A 15,185-nucleotide genomic window follows, 5' to 3' on the forward strand; every position below is an offset into this window, starting at 1 on the left:
ATTTTATGAAGATAATATAGTTTGAACTTTCTCAATTATAAAATACAGTGGTTGCGATTTCCTTCTGTTCCGAGCATTTAAAATTATAATAAAAAGATGATGGGGGATAATTCAATTTTAGTAGAAAAGTATGTAAATTGGCCCATAATAAAACGCATAGTATCAAAGTTTTTCAACACCTGATATTGTACTGCACTCCAAAAGTTAGATTTTTCTGTCTAACTTTTGGGGTGCAGTACAGGACTCTGTTTTTTATTTTTGATAAGAGTTGGCGTTTACCGCCAGCCCATTTTATAAAAGGTTGCATAGTGTATACTCCTTATACAATAAATTTTGGAATGCGTAACATATATTATAACAAAAAAATAATCTAATGAGAAAAGAATAGAAAAAAAGCAAAAAGTGATCTATAATAGATCAAACTTATGTTTAAAATGAATCGAAAAAATGGGGTTAATAAATGAAATTCCAAGAAACCCAAATGGGAGTCTCTTTTTTGAGGGAACATCTTTATATTGTAGAAAGTTCAAATTTGGTAAAAAACAACAGATTTATCTAGTAGAAGTTTTTGTTTCGATAGAACAATATGGGGCGGTATATCTTGTAGACTCAAATACTAAATGAAGAGGTAAAGAGTTAGTTGATAGAGTAGATTATTTAGGCAGTATGGTTCAAATTGTCTTAAAGTATTAATTAAGTATAGATTCAAATTTGTTTTGAATATCAAGTTGAGTTAGAAATTTTTCCAGATACTGAATATAAATCTAACCAAATAACTTTAAATGTTATGTCATATAACAATATAGAAGGGGAAACTGTGACAAAGAAGAAAAATGAATCTAAAATAAGTATTGCTGATCAAGAGTGGAGAAATATCTTTAATGATTTTAATATTATCGAAGAAATTGAAACAAAAGGGAAGTACGAAATTGACTCAAAGGTTATAAAAAAGTATAGAGAACCAAGGCTAATGGCCAAGTGGGATTACACAGATAGCTTGCCTCAAATTTTTAAGGAAACTAAAATAAACATATTACCAATTAGTAGAAGTTCGTATTCATTAGGACAGTTCTTGCTTTATGAAAAACTTCCAGAAGATATTGATACGGTAACTGATATTACCACTATTCATTTAGATGACTTTGAAACGATCAATATAAAAAATATTTCCAGTGAAGCTACTGCGATTAACATTTTACAATTATCCGGAATTTTAGAAGATTTTTTAAAATTGCCAGAGAAAGAAAAATTCCATAACACTTTTAATGGAAGGATGTCTTCTGGAGAGTTTGATTTTAAAGTAAATACTATAAAAAATAAGTCGATCAAGATTGAAGTAAAGAATGCACAAATTGAAATCGATGGTGGTTTTGAAAGTGAAAATAATGTTGTAATTCTCGAAGCAAAAAATTCATTGAATTCTGATTTCAATATTAGACAACTATATTATCCATACCGTCTCTGGTCTAATAAGGTAAAAAAACCAATTAGACTAATTTTTTCAATTTATTCAAATAAAATATTTAGACTTTTTGAATATAAGTTTGAAGATAAGGGAAATTATTCATCAATAAAACTCGTTGCTAAAAAAATTATTCCTTAGAAGACACTAGTATTACGATGGAGGAACTGAAGGAAGTCCACTCTAGGGTTGTTAATATTCAGTCGGATGATGATGAAAGAAAAACTCCGTTTCCACAAGCAGATAAATTTGAACGGGTTATTAACTTGTTGGAAAGATTGTATAGGAGCGATATGAGTGGTGAAGAAATTGAGAACTATATGAAATTTTCATATAGACAAAAAGATTATTACTATAATGCAGGTAAGTATTTAGAATTATTTGAAAAATATAAGACTGAGGAAGGTGTTATTAAATATAGACTTTCAAAGTTAGGAAAATCAATTTATAAAATGAATTATAAAGAGAGACAACTAAAATTAGTTGAACAGATTTTCTCACATAGGATTTTCAATGAATTATTTGAAGAATATATTCGTAATAAAGATTTTCCAACTAAGAAAAAAGTTGAAAAATTAATACGTAAAAATAATAAACTCAGCAATAAAGTGGTATCAAGACGTGCTTCTACTGTTTTATATTGGTTTGCTTGGGTAATTAATTTAGTGGGTAATTAATTTATTATGGATGAAATTAAAAAACAATAATGTTATTATTGTTTTTAACAGAAGACAGGGAGTATAAGATGTGGGGGAGTTCGCCGAAGATTAAGCAAGAGGAAATGGAGCGTGTAAGATATATATATGTTTCATCAGCAAATCATCCAATTGTATACAATAAGGGGAAGAAGGATGATTTTCAAGTACGAATTATAGAAGATAATTTTGCATATGCAATGAAGGATTCAGATTATTTTGAAGTAATCAAAGAATATACTGACGAGACAACTAAGGAATTTTTAAAGGATGTTGTTAACAAATTAACAAGAAAAGTTGATATCCTATTTGATGAACGATATAATTCACTTGAACAAACAAATTTAGAAATACAATGTGAAAATCTAGATGTAGTAACATCTGTTGGATATAATACAATTCTTTTGACTAAAACAGTTCGTAATTTTGTAAAGTGGTTCAAAGAAGAGCTAGAGAATAGGAATATAGAGGACTCGGAATCGAAATTAGAAGAAGCATTTGTTATTATTTTTTTAGCAATGATAAGTGAGTGGTATTATATTTCAAATATTAAAAGAGAGACGAATAGAAGAAATAAGTCTATTTGGCAGCATAGAGTAAAAGTTATTGGATTGTATCAAGTAATAGAAGACATATTTAGTCCGCTTGAAGCTTCAAATTGGTCTAAAGCTAAATCAGCTCAATATATTTCGAATGAATTAGATAGATTGGGGTTAAACAATCAGGAATGTCATTTGGGAGAATTGACAGAAGAGGAATATATTGTTCTAAAAAACCAATGTGATAATTTATTTAATGGATAGTATGTTAAGAGTTGAGTGAATATTATAAAACGAAGGATATCTTTCTGAAAAATATACGTTTTTGGAAATAATGTAACACAGGAGTATAAAAGTGGACGAAATAAAAGAAACTAGAATATATAAATGGGTAGATAAATGGATAATTAAATCAAGTGAACAGATAAATAAATCGATAATAAAACCACTTAGATGGGTAATTTTATCGTTATTTAAGTGGCTATTTAATTTTAAATTAGTCCAAACGTTATTATTTCCACTGAGCTCACTTTATGAAGAATTCTTCCTAGTTATATGGATAGTAACTACTTTGTTTGGTGGTCTCTTCACACTGTTTGCAGATTTTTTATTAGGAAAATCAACAGCTATATCAGAAACAATTGAAACAGGAAATATTTATATTTTTTCTATTACTTTACTAATACCAACAGTTGCAGATTGTTTGTTATTTTTTAATGCGGAAGAAAAATCTAGAAAATACAAGGAAAGCAAGCAAAGTGAATATCAATCTGATGAAATTGAAGAAAAAATGGTACCGATATTAAATATAAAAACTATTACAAAACATGTAATAGTAATATTAGCACTTTCACTATTGGTTATAGTTGTATCTATGTTTTTATATTTGGGGGAATATAAGAGTCAAGAGACTCCCCAAATAGTATCAGCAATCTTGTCCGTTTATATTTCTTTTTATTATTATTGTTTAAATCGTGTTAGTCAATATAAGAATAACTATGGAAACAATGATTATCTTGAAGATGAGAAGAAAGAGATGGAGAAAATAAAAGTAGAGGCAAAATCTAAATATTCTAGTGAAACATTTGAACAAAACAACACTTCCATAGATCGGCTAAAAACTAATGTTTCAATTAGTAGAGAAATGAAACCAAACGAGGAAAATATTAATTATGAAGATGAAATGAGCAATGTACAAACGAAAACAGAAGATGATTGGGATGATGTAATGGCTACACTTGACAAAATTGAGCAGTCTTCATTAGTTGAAAAATCAAATGATTTAGAATGAGGAGAATGAGAAATGAACGAGATACAATTTATTGAAATTGAGCAACCAATAGGGACGTTTTATTTAGGCAAAATGAAATCTGAAACTATTATTGAACACTATGTTGTACATAATAGATACTTAGATGATGGTGTTCAACGGGAGGCTTCAAATAAACGAATAAATGAAATTTCCAATTATTGTAAAGATCCGGATGCAACATTTCCTACACCAATTATAATTTCGATTAAATCAAGTGATTTTAAGGACGATTCTATACAAGTAATTGAAGGAGTTGGTGTTGCTCTGCAAGTTTCACCTTCACTTGGAAGGGTATTTGAGATAATAGATGGTCAGCATAGAATTAAAGGTATTGAAAAAGCGTGGGAAGATTTTAAATTTTCTTGTGATATGGTTGTAGTATTTATGCTAGACTTGACAGAAGAAGAAAAAGCTTATGTTTTCTCTACGATAAATAGTAATCAAGCTAAGGTAAACAAATCTCTAATTTATGATTTGTTTGACTTAAGTACGAAAAGAAGTCCATTCAAGACAAGTCACTATATAGCAAGGATGATGAATAAGGAATATAATTCACCTTTTTATCATAGATTAAAGATGTTAGGGAAGAAGCAAGTTGACGGGGCTACTCTATCTCAAGGAACATTTGTTAACGGAATGTTAAAATTGATATCAAAAGATCCTCAAAAGGACATGATAGATATAAAAAATGGAGAACCATTAGAAGATGACCCTAAATATCCATTGAGAGAATATTTTATTACTGGAAATGATTCTGAAATTTATAATATATTAGAGGATTATTTTGGGGCTGTTAGCTACATATTTGAGACAGAATGGAATTCTAATGACTATATTTTGACAAAGACGACTGGTTACTTAGGATTGATAATGTTATTTCCAAAACTATATGAATTTAGTAAAAAAAGTAGGTTGCCTATGTATGATTTTTTTGAGAAAGCATTTAAAACAATTCAGAACGGACTATTGAAAGATAACAAAAAGTTAACATCATACTATTACGTTTCGGGTGTTAAAGGACAAAAACAATTAGCTATTGACTTTTTAAAACTCTACTTAGGGGTATCTGATAATTAAATTATAACGAAGTGAGGATATTAAATTCATTAAATAAGCTGGAAAAAATATTACATGGTTTCCATTATAACAGCAATTAATTTTATGAGATGCTAGTTACTTATCTTGTTCAATTAAAAGAATTTTCAAGAAAATAGAAGCATGCATGTAATGACTAGAAGGAGTTTAATAATCAAACTGGAATTTCCCTGATATAATTCCCTCAATACTTATTTTTGATATTTCAAGTAAGTATAGATGTCTAAAGATGTTGTTATAAAGCCATTTGATAATTAAAAAAACTCTAAGCAGGCAGAGCCTGCTAACTCATGACAGAAAAAGAAGTTTAGCTTATAATGAAGATGAACAATACAAATCCGTGGTGTCTAATAGGGCTTTCCCTAGCCTGTTAAAAAAAACTGGATGAACAAGAGTCATGAGATAACTCGAATATGCCTTGAGCATGAAAATAAAATTACTAGTAGCCTCTTGTTCTATTGTTCAAATAGTTAACAGGAGGTTTTTATAATGGAAGTCATGATTGAAACGTGTTGTGGTATTGATGTCCACCAAAAATCCATTGTTTGTTGTATTCTAGATGGTCCACTAGATACTAATAAGCCAAAGAAAATTCAGAAGAAATTTGGGACAACTACTGTAGCTCTTCACAATGCCTTAGATTGGTTGGTGGAAAACCATGTCACACATGTCTTTTTTGAAAGTACTGGGCAATATTGGCTCCCTCTCTTTAATATCTTTTCAGATTCTAATCTCGTCTTGGTACTTGCCAATCCTCAACATATCAAGAATGTGCCTGGTCGAAAAACAGACATGAAAGATGCCGAATGGATTGCTCAACTCGGCCGTTGCGGACTAATTGAACCTTCCTATATCCCTGCTCCTGAAGTAGTACAGCTTCGTTTACTGACACGTCGCATGCGTTCTTACAAGCAGCGTCAAACTCAAGTCAAAAATGAAATTCACAATCTCTTACAACGGGCTAATATCAAGCTAACAAGTTATCTTTCTGATATTTTTTCTAAGACAGGGCGATCACTTTTAAAATTATTTATTAACGGAGAAAGCATTAATGTAGAATCTGTTATCCCTTGTATCCAAAAGCGAGTGAAAGCAAGTCCAGAAGAACTTGTTGAAGCGATGGAAGGAAAGTTGTCACTAGAAGATCGCTTCCTCTTAGACCAGAGCTTAGAGGAATATCAGATGTATCAGGAACTCATTGAAAAATTGACCGATGAGATTCAACACTACATCGAAAAGGAGTTTCCCTGAGGAAAATAGGATACTTCAAACCATTCCTGGTGTGAATGAAAACTGTGCTGCCACTATTCTAGCTGAGATTGGACCAACTGTTACAGCCTTTCCATCCGATGCACACTTAGCATCCTGGGCTGGACTATGCCCAGGATCTTATGAGAGTGCTGGCATTAAAAAATCCTCACACATTACGCAAGGAAATCGATATATCAAACAGGCTCTGACCATGTCGGGATTAATTGTAGCACATTCTAAGGATCCAGCTTTTTCTTCTTTTTACAATCGAATTTCCCAAAGAGGAAGCAAGATGAAGGCGATTATTGCTTGTGCTCATAAGATTCTCAGAATCATTTACAAACTACTCTCCACCAAGCAGCAGACTTATCAAAAAGAAAAGGCGCTAGGACTGAGGAAACAGTTCTAACGCCAAAACTAAAAAAATTTCAATTACAGTATAGCACAGGAAGTGATTTTTTGCGCTTTTTTACTGTCTTTTTTCAAATAAAAACTATCTTTCACAAACCATCCTTGAAAAAAGCTCGTAAAGCTAGCCAATTTTCAAAACGTTAATCAGTACGATAATATCAATGTTTCAAAGCACTCAAGAGTCATCTCTTGGGTGTCTTTTTTATTTTGCTTAAAAATTTAAAAACTATGGGAAGCAGTATGATATAAGTACTTTTCAAAGTTTTCATTATGTAGTCTTCAATCTCTAAATCTGAGATATTAATATTTTCAAGAAAGTTTGTGTTTTGGGCGCACCAAAAATGGTGCACTACTCTTTTTGTGCTATAATAGAAATAAAAGGAGGGCACTTATGATTGGAGAAAATATAAAAACATTACGTAAAACACATAATCTAACCCAACCTGAATTCGCAAAGATTATTGGCATCTCTCGAAATAGCCTGAGCCGTTATGAGAATGGAACAAGTTCAGTTTCGACAGAATTAGTAGATCGTATCTGCAAAAAATTTAATGTTTCCTATCTCGATATCGTAGGGGAGGAAAAAATGCTCACACCAGTAGAAGATTATCAGTTAACATTGAAAATAGAATTGATAAAGGAACGAGGAGCGAATATTTTAGCGCAACTTTATCGTTTTCAAGATGAACAAGGAATTGAATTTGATGATAGTTCTAATCCTTGGGTCCTAATGAGCGATGATCTTTCTGATTTGATTAACACGAAGATTTATCTCGTTGCTACTTTTGAGGAAGTAGAGCGATATAATGGCTATTTGGATGGCATTGAACGTGTGCTAGAACAAGCTAGTCATCTAGTGGTGGCTTAATGAAATTAGATAAATTTAGCCAGGATGACTTTATTAAAGTCTCTAATCGACTCGTTCGTTCTTTAACTCGTGGAAAAACAACTTCATCTCATCCTAAGGCTATTTTGCTCGGTGGACAGAGTGGTGCTGGTAAGACAACGATTCATCGTATTAAACAAAGGGAATTTCAAGGAAATATCATTATAATTGATGGAGATAGTTATCGCTCTTTTCACCCGAACTACCTTGCTCTACAGGAAAAGTATGGTAAAGATAGTGTGGATTATACCAAAGTATTTGCAGGCCAAATGGTTGAATATCTTGTAGATGAGTTGAGTAAACAAGGTTATCATTTATTAATCGAGGGTACCTTGAGAACGACCGAAGTTCCTTGGAAAACAGCACAATTATTGACAACTAGAGGATATCAAGTCTCACTTGCACTGATAGCGACTAAGCCAGAATTATCCTATCTCAGTACTTTGATACGTTATGAGGAGCTCTACGCCATAGATCCTAGTCAAGCTAGAGCGACTCCTAAAGCACACCATGATGGAATTGTAGAACATTTGGTTAATAACTTACGGGAGTTAGAAAAGGATAAACTTTTTAGACAAATTCAAATTTATCAAAGAGATCAATCGTGTGTTTATGATTCGCAAGTAGACGAAATCTCAGCAGCAGAAGTTCTGCACGAATGCCTATTTGGAAAATGGAATACGGTGGAAAAAGAGATGTTGAAGATAGGACAGGAAAGGTTGAGGGAGTTAGGTGATAATTGATAAGTGACGCAGGGGTAATTTATGAGTACACTAAAAAAGTATTCTATTTCCATAAATCGACAGTAATAGTTTTTTATAGAAGCTAAGGATTTATTGTCCAGGGGAACAAATATTGTATTAATTGATGACTTTGATAAAGTAAATACTGCTTTATACAATGTTATTATCAAATGTTTGATGAGGGAGAGTTGGAAGATATAAATTACTTGGTAGATGTTTCCATAGGGTAAAATTCACACCACTCAATTGAAAGTTACTCAAATTAGATGAAATATTTCTTTCTGAAAACGTGGGGAAACATTGATATTAAGCATATATTGAAATTCATTCAAATACGAGATGTTCAAACCAGGTCTTAAGAAAGCTCGTAAAGCATCACAATTTAGTAAACGTTAATTCGAAAGAATTACTATACTTACAAAGAGCACCTTTCGGGGTGTTCTTTTTGTACTTTCTTACTAAATTGGCGCAATTGACACAGTTGTTGCGACTTTAGTCGCTTACAAATGTGGCTGCAATCTGACAAAGTCAGTTGCCTCAAAACGTTAATCAATACGATACTATCAACGTTTCAAAGCACTCGAAAGTTTGTCTTATTGTTTCTTTTTATACTCTTAAGAAATCAAAAGCAATATAAGTTGTCAGCTCTTTATTACAAAAACATTAATTAGAATTCTAGCATTATCTTCAGTCTAAAATCAGTATTTTGAGTTGTACGAGATCAGTTTTCGAATTTGCTCTTTGAATTTTGTCTAGTCTTACTTCATTTTCCCCTGAAGTTAAGTTTTTACTCAGAATCATTAGTTAAAAAGGAAAAAGAACGCGTTTTCATCTTTGAGTTTGAAGTTTATAAAATAGGATAAAAGTGCTGAAATTTAGATATTACAGACAAAATAAAATTTTTAAAAGCTACAGAGAAACATGGTATAATGTAATTAAAGGAGGTAGCATATATCCTTAGATATAGATAAAGAAAATATGACAATCATGGGAGTAGCTTTTGAAAACCGATCCGTTTTTAAGAGTGTTTGGTATGCTTTAAGTACAAATATGATTGAAGGATGGCGACCTACGGTTAGTGATGTTGAAAAATTACGAGATGAAGCTCTTGCTCTGGGGATGGCTTAATGAAGCGTAAATGTTATGATTCTTATGACTATATTGATCCAGATAATTTATATACCTATCCGGGTTCTTCAGTTCTAAGAAATAAGCAGGAAGAACGAGATGAGAAAAAAGCACGCGAGCTGGAATATCGAATGGTTGCTAGTAAGAGTTTGAAATTATTTATCAATCCTATCTTAGAAAGGTTGAAAAGGGATAACTCTTTAATAACATCTTGATTTGTTAAAAGATATTTTGTCCACTACATTTTTTCAATTGACTATTATTTGTCATAGATATAACAGATAGAACATTGCATTCAGAATAACGAAAAACGCATCAAAAATGGTGCGTTCTGTTTTTATGCTACCATAAAAGGAGGACAACAAATTGAAAATTTTTAAGGGAGAGTTTTATCGAATCTCTGTATTGACAGACAAGCTAGTAAGGTTAGAATACTCTCAAACTGGAAGTTTTGAGGATAGAACGACACAACTTATCTATAATAGAGATTTTGGTCAAGTTTCGTTAGATTATATCGAGACATCAAACGTACTAGATATTATGACGGACTATTTTCATCTGCACTTTAATAAAGGAGAATTTAATGCCGAAAATTTATTTATAGAATTAAAAGGAAATTTTGCCGTATATGGTAGTCGCTGGTATTTTGGTGAATCTATTGAAACGTTAAAAGGAACAGCTCGGACTCTGGATAAGGCAGATGGAGCCATCTCGTTAGAAGATGGAATTATTAGCCGAAATGGTATAGCCTTATTGGATGATTCTCAAGGATTTATTTGGGATGAACAGTCTGGTTATATTGAGAGAGAAAATCAAATTGACCTCTATTTCTTTGCCTATGGACATGATTATAGAGGAGCAATCAGAGACTTTTACCATTTGACTGGCTCAACACCCTTGTTGCCAAGATATGCTTTAGGTAATTGGTGGAGTAGATATTGGCCTTATACGTCGGATGAATACTTGGATTTAATAGACAGATTTGAAACAGAGAAAATTCCATTATCTATCGGTGTTTTAGATATGGATTGGCATATAACTGAAATTCCAGCCCGTTTTGGAAGTGGCTGGACAGGATATAGTTGGAATAAAAACTTAATACCTAATCCAGAACAGTTATTGCAACAACTTCATGATAGAAAGTTAAAACTCTCCTTAAATGTCCATCCTGCTGATGGTATACGGGCTTATGAAGAAGCTTATCCTCGAGTTGCCAAACGATTGGGGTTAAATGTAGAACTAGAAGAACCTGCTATTTTTGATTTTTTTAATCCCTCTTTTAGGGAAGCCTACTTTAAAGATGTTCATTATGAGCTAGAAAAGCAAGGAGTAGATTTTTGGTGGATTGACTGGCAACAAGGGACTCAAGGTATGTTGGATCCACTGTGGCTTTTAAACCATTATCACTATCAGGATAGTTGTAAAAATGCAGAAGGTGGCTTAATTTTATCAAGGTATGCAGGTCCTGGTAGTCACCGCTACCCTGTTGGTTTTTCAGGGGACACTATTATTAGTTGGAATTCCTTAAGATTTCAACCTTATTTTACAGCGACAGCATCTAATATCGGTTATAGTTGGTGGAGCCATGATATCGGTGGGCACATGCTGGGAGATTATGACGAAGAGCTACAAACTAGATGGCTACAGTTTGGCGTTTTTAGTCCGATAACTCGATTACATAGTTCTAGAAGTCCCTTTAATAGTAAAGAACCTTGGTTTTTTTCAGAAACAACATCTAAGATTATGAAGAAATACCTTCGTTTGAGACATCAGATGATTCCCTATCTATACACTATGAATGTAAAGACACACGAGGAAGGTGCCCCTTTAATCAGCCCAATGTATTATTTCTACCCAGAGAATGATGAGAGCTATAATGTTCCAAACCAATACTTTTTTGGAACAGAACTGATGGTGGCTCCCATTGTAGAAAAGATGGATTTGGCATTCCAATCTGCAAAAGTAGATGTATGGTTCCCTGAAGGTGAATGGTATGACTTCTTTTCAGAGAAAAAATATACAGGTGGTGTGAAGTTAAGTGTTTATAGAGACATCTCGACTATACCTGTGTTTGCAAAAAGTGGTGCCATCATTCCCTTGGTTGGTTCTGAGATAGATATGGGTGTTGATTTACCTGAAGTTGTAGATTGGTATGTATTCCCAGGCAAACAACATTCTTTTGAAATGATTGAAGATCAAAATGGTCAAAGATATAAAACAAGATTATCAATCGACTGGGAAATGGGGATGGTAGAGTTAACATTACAAGGAGATTCTAGTATCGTTCCAAGCAATAGAAAACATAGAATTCATTTTAAAGGAACGAATGTGTCTATAATTGAATTGCCAAATAAGAATGATACAGCTAGATTTGAATGTAAAGATAATAAAACATTATCTTTAAATGATGAAGTTTTTAGACTACTAAAGACTGCTTCTCTTCCATATGAATTAAAAGATAGATTGTTAAATCAATTCATCAATGCCAAAAATTCTCATGACTTAATGAATATCTTGCATCATCAGGATAAGGAATTGAGAGGGCGTTTATTGGAAATGATATTTACTAGCCAAAACTAATTGAGACATTTCGTACACAATTTCTATTATTTAATTACTAATTATTTATTTTTTAATGTGTAATAGTTTTACATCTCTATGCTTATTGACTTGTATTTTAGTAATTACAAGTTTGGCATAGGGATGTTTTTTGTTTACTGAAGAGTAAAGGATAAGTATGTTTCAAGGTTTGAAACATTTTTTAATACTCTTCGAAAATCAAATTCAAACCACGTCAACGTCGCCTTGCCGTACTCAAGTACAGCCTGCGGCTAGTTTCCTAGTTTGCTCTTTGATTTTCATTGAGTATAAACTAAACAAGAGAAATTTTTAAAGGTGATTTCTCAAAGTAACTTCCACTTGCCTGACCGAAGTGGAAGTTAGTCTGAAATGGATTTTTATGGTGGAATTAAGTATGAGACGTGTGATTTTTTCAGAAAATTTTCTAAAATAAACAGGATTTGTTTGACATTTGTTTGAAAATTCTGTAAAATGAATTATTATATCGTTCAAGGAGAATATATATGGAAAAACAGAAAACATTTTTTGGACATCCTATGGGCTTGTCCACCCTCTTCTTTACAGAGATGTGGGAACGCTTTTCTTACTATGGGATGCGAGCTATCCTACTTTACTATATGTACTATAGTGTGCAAGATGGTGGGTTGGGGATGGATAAGACCACAGCTGCATCGGTTATGGCGATTTATGGCTCACTGGTATTTTTGTCCTCGGTTATCGGTGGTTTTGTCAGTGACCGTATTTTAGGAAGCCGTAAGACTGTCTTTTACGGTGGAATTCTGATTATGCTAGGGCATATTGCTTTGGCAACACCTTTTGGACAAGTGGCTCTCTATCTTTCTATTGCCTTGATTATCTTTGGTACTGGATTTTTAAAACCCAATATCTCAGATATGGTGGGGGGAATTTATGAGAAAGAGGATGATAGACGGGATGCAGGTTTTAGTATCTTTGTCTTTGGTATTAACTTAGGTGCCTTCGTTGCCCCTTATTTAGTAGGTTATCTAGGTCAGGAAGTCAATTTCCATCTAGGTTTCTCATTAGCTGCCATTGGGATGTTCTTTGGTCTGGTGAAGTATGTTTTAGATGGGAAGAAATATCTGCCTGAATCAAGTCTTTACCCCACTGATCCACTTTCACAGAAGGACCAGCAGACCTTGATTAAACGCTTACTGCTTACACTTGTCGTGGTTATTCTCGTGCTTATAGGTTTAGTCTTTACTCATCAGTTTAACGTAGATATGATTGTTAATATCTTTACAGTGATTGCGGTAATCATTCCAATCTATTATTTCTTCAAAATTTTATCTAGTCAGAAAATAACTGCCACTGAGAGATCTCGAGTATTTGCTTACATTCCTCTATTTATCGCTGGGGTGCTCTTCTGGTCTATTGAGGAGCAGGGTTCTGTTGTTCTTGCTCTATTTGCGGATGATCAAACTCGACTTTACTTTACTGTATTTGGGAATCAGATTCATTTCCCATCTAGCTTTTTCCAAAGTATCAATCCACTTTTCATTATGATTTATGTGCCGATTTTTGCATGGTTGTGGGGGAAAATGGGTAAAAAGCAACCGTCCTCTTCTAAGAAATTTGCTTACGGTTTATTAGCTGCAGGTTTATCCTTCTTGTGGATGATGTTACCAGGGATGATCTTTGGGACAGATGTTAAGGTCAGTCCTTTCTGGTTGATTATGAGTTGGGCTATTGTGATTGTGGGGGAGATGTTGATTTCGCCTATTGGTTTATCAGTCACTACTAAGCTAGCACCAAAATCCTTCCAAGCACAAATGATGTCTATCTGGTTCTTGAGTAACGCTGCTGCCCAAGCTATCAATGCTCAAATTGTAAAATTTTATACAAGCGAAACTGAAGTAACTTACTATGGAATTGTTGGAGGAATTACGATTGTATTCGGTATTATCTTACTCTTCTACGTTCCACGTATTGAAAAACTAATGTCTGGTATCAAATAGAGAAAAACTGGAATTTCTGTAGGGATTTTAAAAGTTAGATTAATTATTTATTCAAAGGATTTAGTTCTGTATGGTACAGGGCTAAGTCCTTTTAGTTTGATTAAAACTCTTCGAAAATCAAATTCAAACCGCGTCAACGTCGCCTTGCCGTATGTGTAGGATACTGACTACGTCAGTTCCATCTACAACCTCAAAACGGTGTTTTGAGCAACCTGCGGCTAGTTTCCTAGTTTGCTCTTTGATTTTCATTGAGTATAAAACTCACGCTGTTTCTGCTTTTCCTAGTGGACATTTGTCTACTTTTTTTATATAATAAAACTAAACCATATTGGTTGATTTCTAAAAATATGGATTCAAGCATCGATTAGTCTTTCTAAGGGAGATAATATCCATTAAAGCATCATAATAGGAGGTGAAGTATGTATCAGCCAGAAAAATTAAAGGCTCGGAGGAAAGAGTTAAAACTGACACAGAGGGAAATTGCAGAGCAACTTGGGATTAGCTTTCAGGCTTACTCAGCTTGGGAACGTGGAGTCAAGGAACCGTCCAAGGAGAAGGTATTCCAGCTAGAGAATATTTTAAAAGTGCCAAAAGGATATTTTACTCAGATCGAGATTGTCCGTCTCTACCATAGCCTCTCCAAGCAAGGGCGGGAGAAGGTTGTTCTCTATGCTCGCAACCTGGCTCAAGAGGAGCAAGCCCAGAAAGTGACAGCTATGCCAGAGCGCCTCTACGAGTACCGTGTTTATGAACGCATGTCAGCAGGAATTGGGGCTTCGGTCTACGATGATCAGAATTTTGATACGGTTTACTTTAATGAGGAGTTGGCTCATGATTTTGCGTCCTGGGTGTCTGGGGACTCCATGGAACCTAAATACCAAAATGGTTCAGTGGCACTGATTCGAGAGACAGGATTTGACTATGACGGGGCGGTTTATGCAGTGGTTTGCAACAACCAGACCTATATCAAACGGGTCTATCGAGAGGAGAATGGATTGCGTCTGGTCTCTATCAATCCTAAATACAAGGATATTTTCATCTCCTATGAGGAAGATCCTCGGATTGTTGGCATTATCGTTGGGAACTTTGTACCAATGGAGGGCTAGT

15 protein-coding genes and 1 pseudogene are annotated in these 15,185 nt (G+C 33.6%); 15 read left to right on the forward strand and 1 reads right to left on the reverse strand.

The features are described 5' to 3' along the window. The first annotated feature begins 817 nt into the window (after positions 1 to 817). The 14 genes and pseudogenes from N8L90_RS02460 to N8L90_RS02525 all read left to right on the forward strand — a co-directional run bounded on the left by N8L90_RS02460 (position 818) and on the right by N8L90_RS02525 (position 14,078). A complete protein-coding gene (locus N8L90_RS02460) occupies positions 818 to 1,603 on the forward strand; it encodes a type II restriction enzyme (protein ID WP_261023987.1) in 786 nt (261 codons plus the stop codon). A 17-nt stretch (positions 1,604 to 1,620) separates the two neighbouring features. Further along, positions 1,621 to 2,139 (forward strand): DUF7226 domain-containing protein, encoded by a 519-nt coding sequence (locus tag N8L90_RS02465; RefSeq protein WP_261023988.1) that lies wholly within the window; start codon positions 1,621 to 1,623, stop codon positions 2,137 to 2,139. Between the two features lie 29 nt (positions 2,140 to 2,168). Next, entirely contained in the window at positions 2,169 to 2,960 is a 792-nt protein-coding gene (locus N8L90_RS02470; RefSeq protein WP_261023989.1) for a hypothetical protein, read from the forward strand. Positions 2,961 to 3,051: 91 nt separating this feature from the next. Continuing rightward, positions 3,052 to 3,987: a hypothetical protein gene (locus N8L90_RS02475; RefSeq protein WP_261023990.1), complete on the forward strand. Its 936-nt coding sequence runs from the start codon at positions 3,052 to 3,054 to the stop codon at positions 3,985 to 3,987. Between the two features lie 12 nt (positions 3,988 to 3,999). Beyond that, complete coding sequence (locus N8L90_RS02480) at positions 4,000 to 5,085, forward strand: DGQHR domain-containing protein (protein ID WP_261023991.1); 1,086 nt, start codon at positions 4,000 to 4,002, stop codon at positions 5,083 to 5,085. Positions 5,086 to 5,592: 507 nt separating this feature from the next. Continuing rightward, positions 5,593 to 6,354, forward strand: coding sequence for an IS110 family RNA-guided transposase (locus N8L90_RS02485; protein ID WP_164227069.1), 762 nt, complete (start codon positions 5,593 to 5,595; stop codon positions 6,352 to 6,354). After that, entirely contained in the window at positions 6,317 to 6,763 is a 447-nt protein-coding gene (locus N8L90_RS02490) for a transposase (RefSeq protein WP_261023992.1), read from the forward strand. The genes N8L90_RS02485 and N8L90_RS02490 overlap by 38 nt, the downstream gene beginning before the upstream one ends. Before the next feature lie 393 nt (positions 6,764 to 7,156). Continuing rightward, on the forward strand, positions 7,157 to 7,633 hold the full coding sequence (gene pezA / locus N8L90_RS02495; protein ID WP_261023993.1) for a type II toxin-antitoxin system antitoxin PezA: 477 nt from the start codon (positions 7,157 to 7,159) through the stop codon (positions 7,631 to 7,633). Next, the gene (pezT, locus tag N8L90_RS02500) at positions 7,633 to 8,394 is read left to right on the forward strand and encodes a type II toxin-antitoxin system toxin PezT (protein ID WP_261023994.1); all 762 of its coding nucleotides are present in this window, start codon (positions 7,633 to 7,635) and stop codon (positions 8,392 to 8,394) included. Before pezA ends, pezT begins: the two co-directional genes overlap by 1 nt. Before the next feature lie 81 nt (positions 8,395 to 8,475). Further along, positions 8,476 to 8,615, forward strand: a pseudogene (locus N8L90_RS02505) (AAA family ATPase); the annotation flags it as partial. A 757-nt stretch (positions 8,616 to 9,372) separates the two neighbouring features. Continuing rightward, entirely contained in the window at positions 9,373 to 9,522 is a 150-nt protein-coding gene (locus N8L90_RS02510; RefSeq protein ID WP_261023995.1) for a hypothetical protein, read from the forward strand. Further along, positions 9,522 to 9,737 (forward strand): hypothetical protein, encoded by a 216-nt coding sequence (locus tag N8L90_RS02515; RefSeq protein WP_261023996.1) that lies wholly within the window; start codon positions 9,522 to 9,524, stop codon positions 9,735 to 9,737. The genes N8L90_RS02510 and N8L90_RS02515 overlap by 1 nt, the downstream gene beginning before the upstream one ends. Before the next feature lie 151 nt (positions 9,738 to 9,888). Further along, complete coding sequence (locus tag N8L90_RS02520) at positions 9,889 to 12,102, forward strand: glycoside hydrolase family 31 protein (RefSeq protein ID WP_261023997.1); 2,214 nt, start codon at positions 9,889 to 9,891, stop codon at positions 12,100 to 12,102. Between the two features lie 503 nt (positions 12,103 to 12,605). Then, positions 12,606 to 14,078 carry a peptide MFS transporter gene (locus N8L90_RS02525; RefSeq protein WP_261023998.1) on the forward strand — a complete coding sequence of 491 codons (1,473 nt, stop codon included), beginning with the start codon at positions 12,606 to 12,608 and terminating at the stop codon, positions 14,076 to 14,078. A 123-nt stretch (positions 14,079 to 14,201) separates the two neighbouring features. Here the strand turns inward: N8L90_RS02525 and N8L90_RS02530 are convergent, their stop codons facing one another. Continuing rightward, positions 14,202 to 14,327, reverse strand: coding sequence for a hypothetical protein (locus tag N8L90_RS02530; RefSeq protein WP_261023999.1), 126 nt, complete (start codon positions 14,325 to 14,327; stop codon positions 14,202 to 14,204). A 170-nt stretch (positions 14,328 to 14,497) separates the two neighbouring features. On the opposite strand from N8L90_RS02530, the gene N8L90_RS02535 reads away from it, so the two are divergent. After that, positions 14,498 to 15,184 (forward strand): XRE family transcriptional regulator, encoded by a 687-nt coding sequence (locus tag N8L90_RS02535; protein ID WP_261024000.1) that lies wholly within the window; start codon positions 14,498 to 14,500, stop codon positions 15,182 to 15,184. Position 15,185 lies beyond the last annotated feature (1 nt).

Source organism: Streptococcus mitis, from assembly GCF_946190115.1.
GTDB lineage: Bacteria > Bacillota > Bacilli > Lactobacillales > Streptococcaceae > Streptococcus > Streptococcus mitis_CO.

Coding starts and splice junctions, on each gene's coding strand:
- N8L90_RS02510 (WP_261023995.1), top strand. CDS start 9,373: ATGACAATCATGGGAGTAGCTTTTGAAAACCGATCCGTTTTTAAGAGT.
- N8L90_RS02515 (WP_261023996.1), top strand. CDS start 9,522: ATGAAGCGTAAATGTTATGATTCTTATGACTATATTGATCCAGATAAT.
- N8L90_RS02530 (WP_261023999.1), bottom strand. CDS start 14,327: ATGAAAATCAAAGAGCAAACTAGGAAACTAGCCGCAGGTTGCTCAAAA.
- N8L90_RS02485 (WP_164227069.1), top strand. CDS start 5,593: ATGGAAGTCATGATTGAAACGTGTTGTGGTATTGATGTCCACCAAAAA.
- N8L90_RS02525 (WP_261023998.1), top strand. CDS start 12,606: ATGGAAAAACAGAAAACATTTTTTGGACATCCTATGGGCTTGTCCACC.
- N8L90_RS02465 (WP_261023988.1), top strand. CDS start 1,621: ATGGAGGAACTGAAGGAAGTCCACTCTAGGGTTGTTAATATTCAGTCG.
- N8L90_RS02480 (WP_261023991.1), top strand. CDS start 4,000: ATGAACGAGATACAATTTATTGAAATTGAGCAACCAATAGGGACGTTT.
- pezT (WP_261023994.1), top strand. CDS start 7,633: ATGAAATTAGATAAATTTAGCCAGGATGACTTTATTAAAGTCTCTAAT.
- N8L90_RS02490 (WP_261023992.1), top strand. CDS start 6,317: ATGAGATTCAACACTACATCGAAAAGGAGTTTCCCTGAGGAAAATAGG.
- N8L90_RS02535 (WP_261024000.1), top strand. CDS start 14,498: ATGTATCAGCCAGAAAAATTAAAGGCTCGGAGGAAAGAGTTAAAACTG.
- pezA (WP_261023993.1), top strand. CDS start 7,157: ATGATTGGAGAAAATATAAAAACATTACGTAAAACACATAATCTAACC.
- N8L90_RS02470 (WP_261023989.1), top strand. CDS start 2,169: ATGTTATTATTGTTTTTAACAGAAGACAGGGAGTATAAGATGTGGGGG.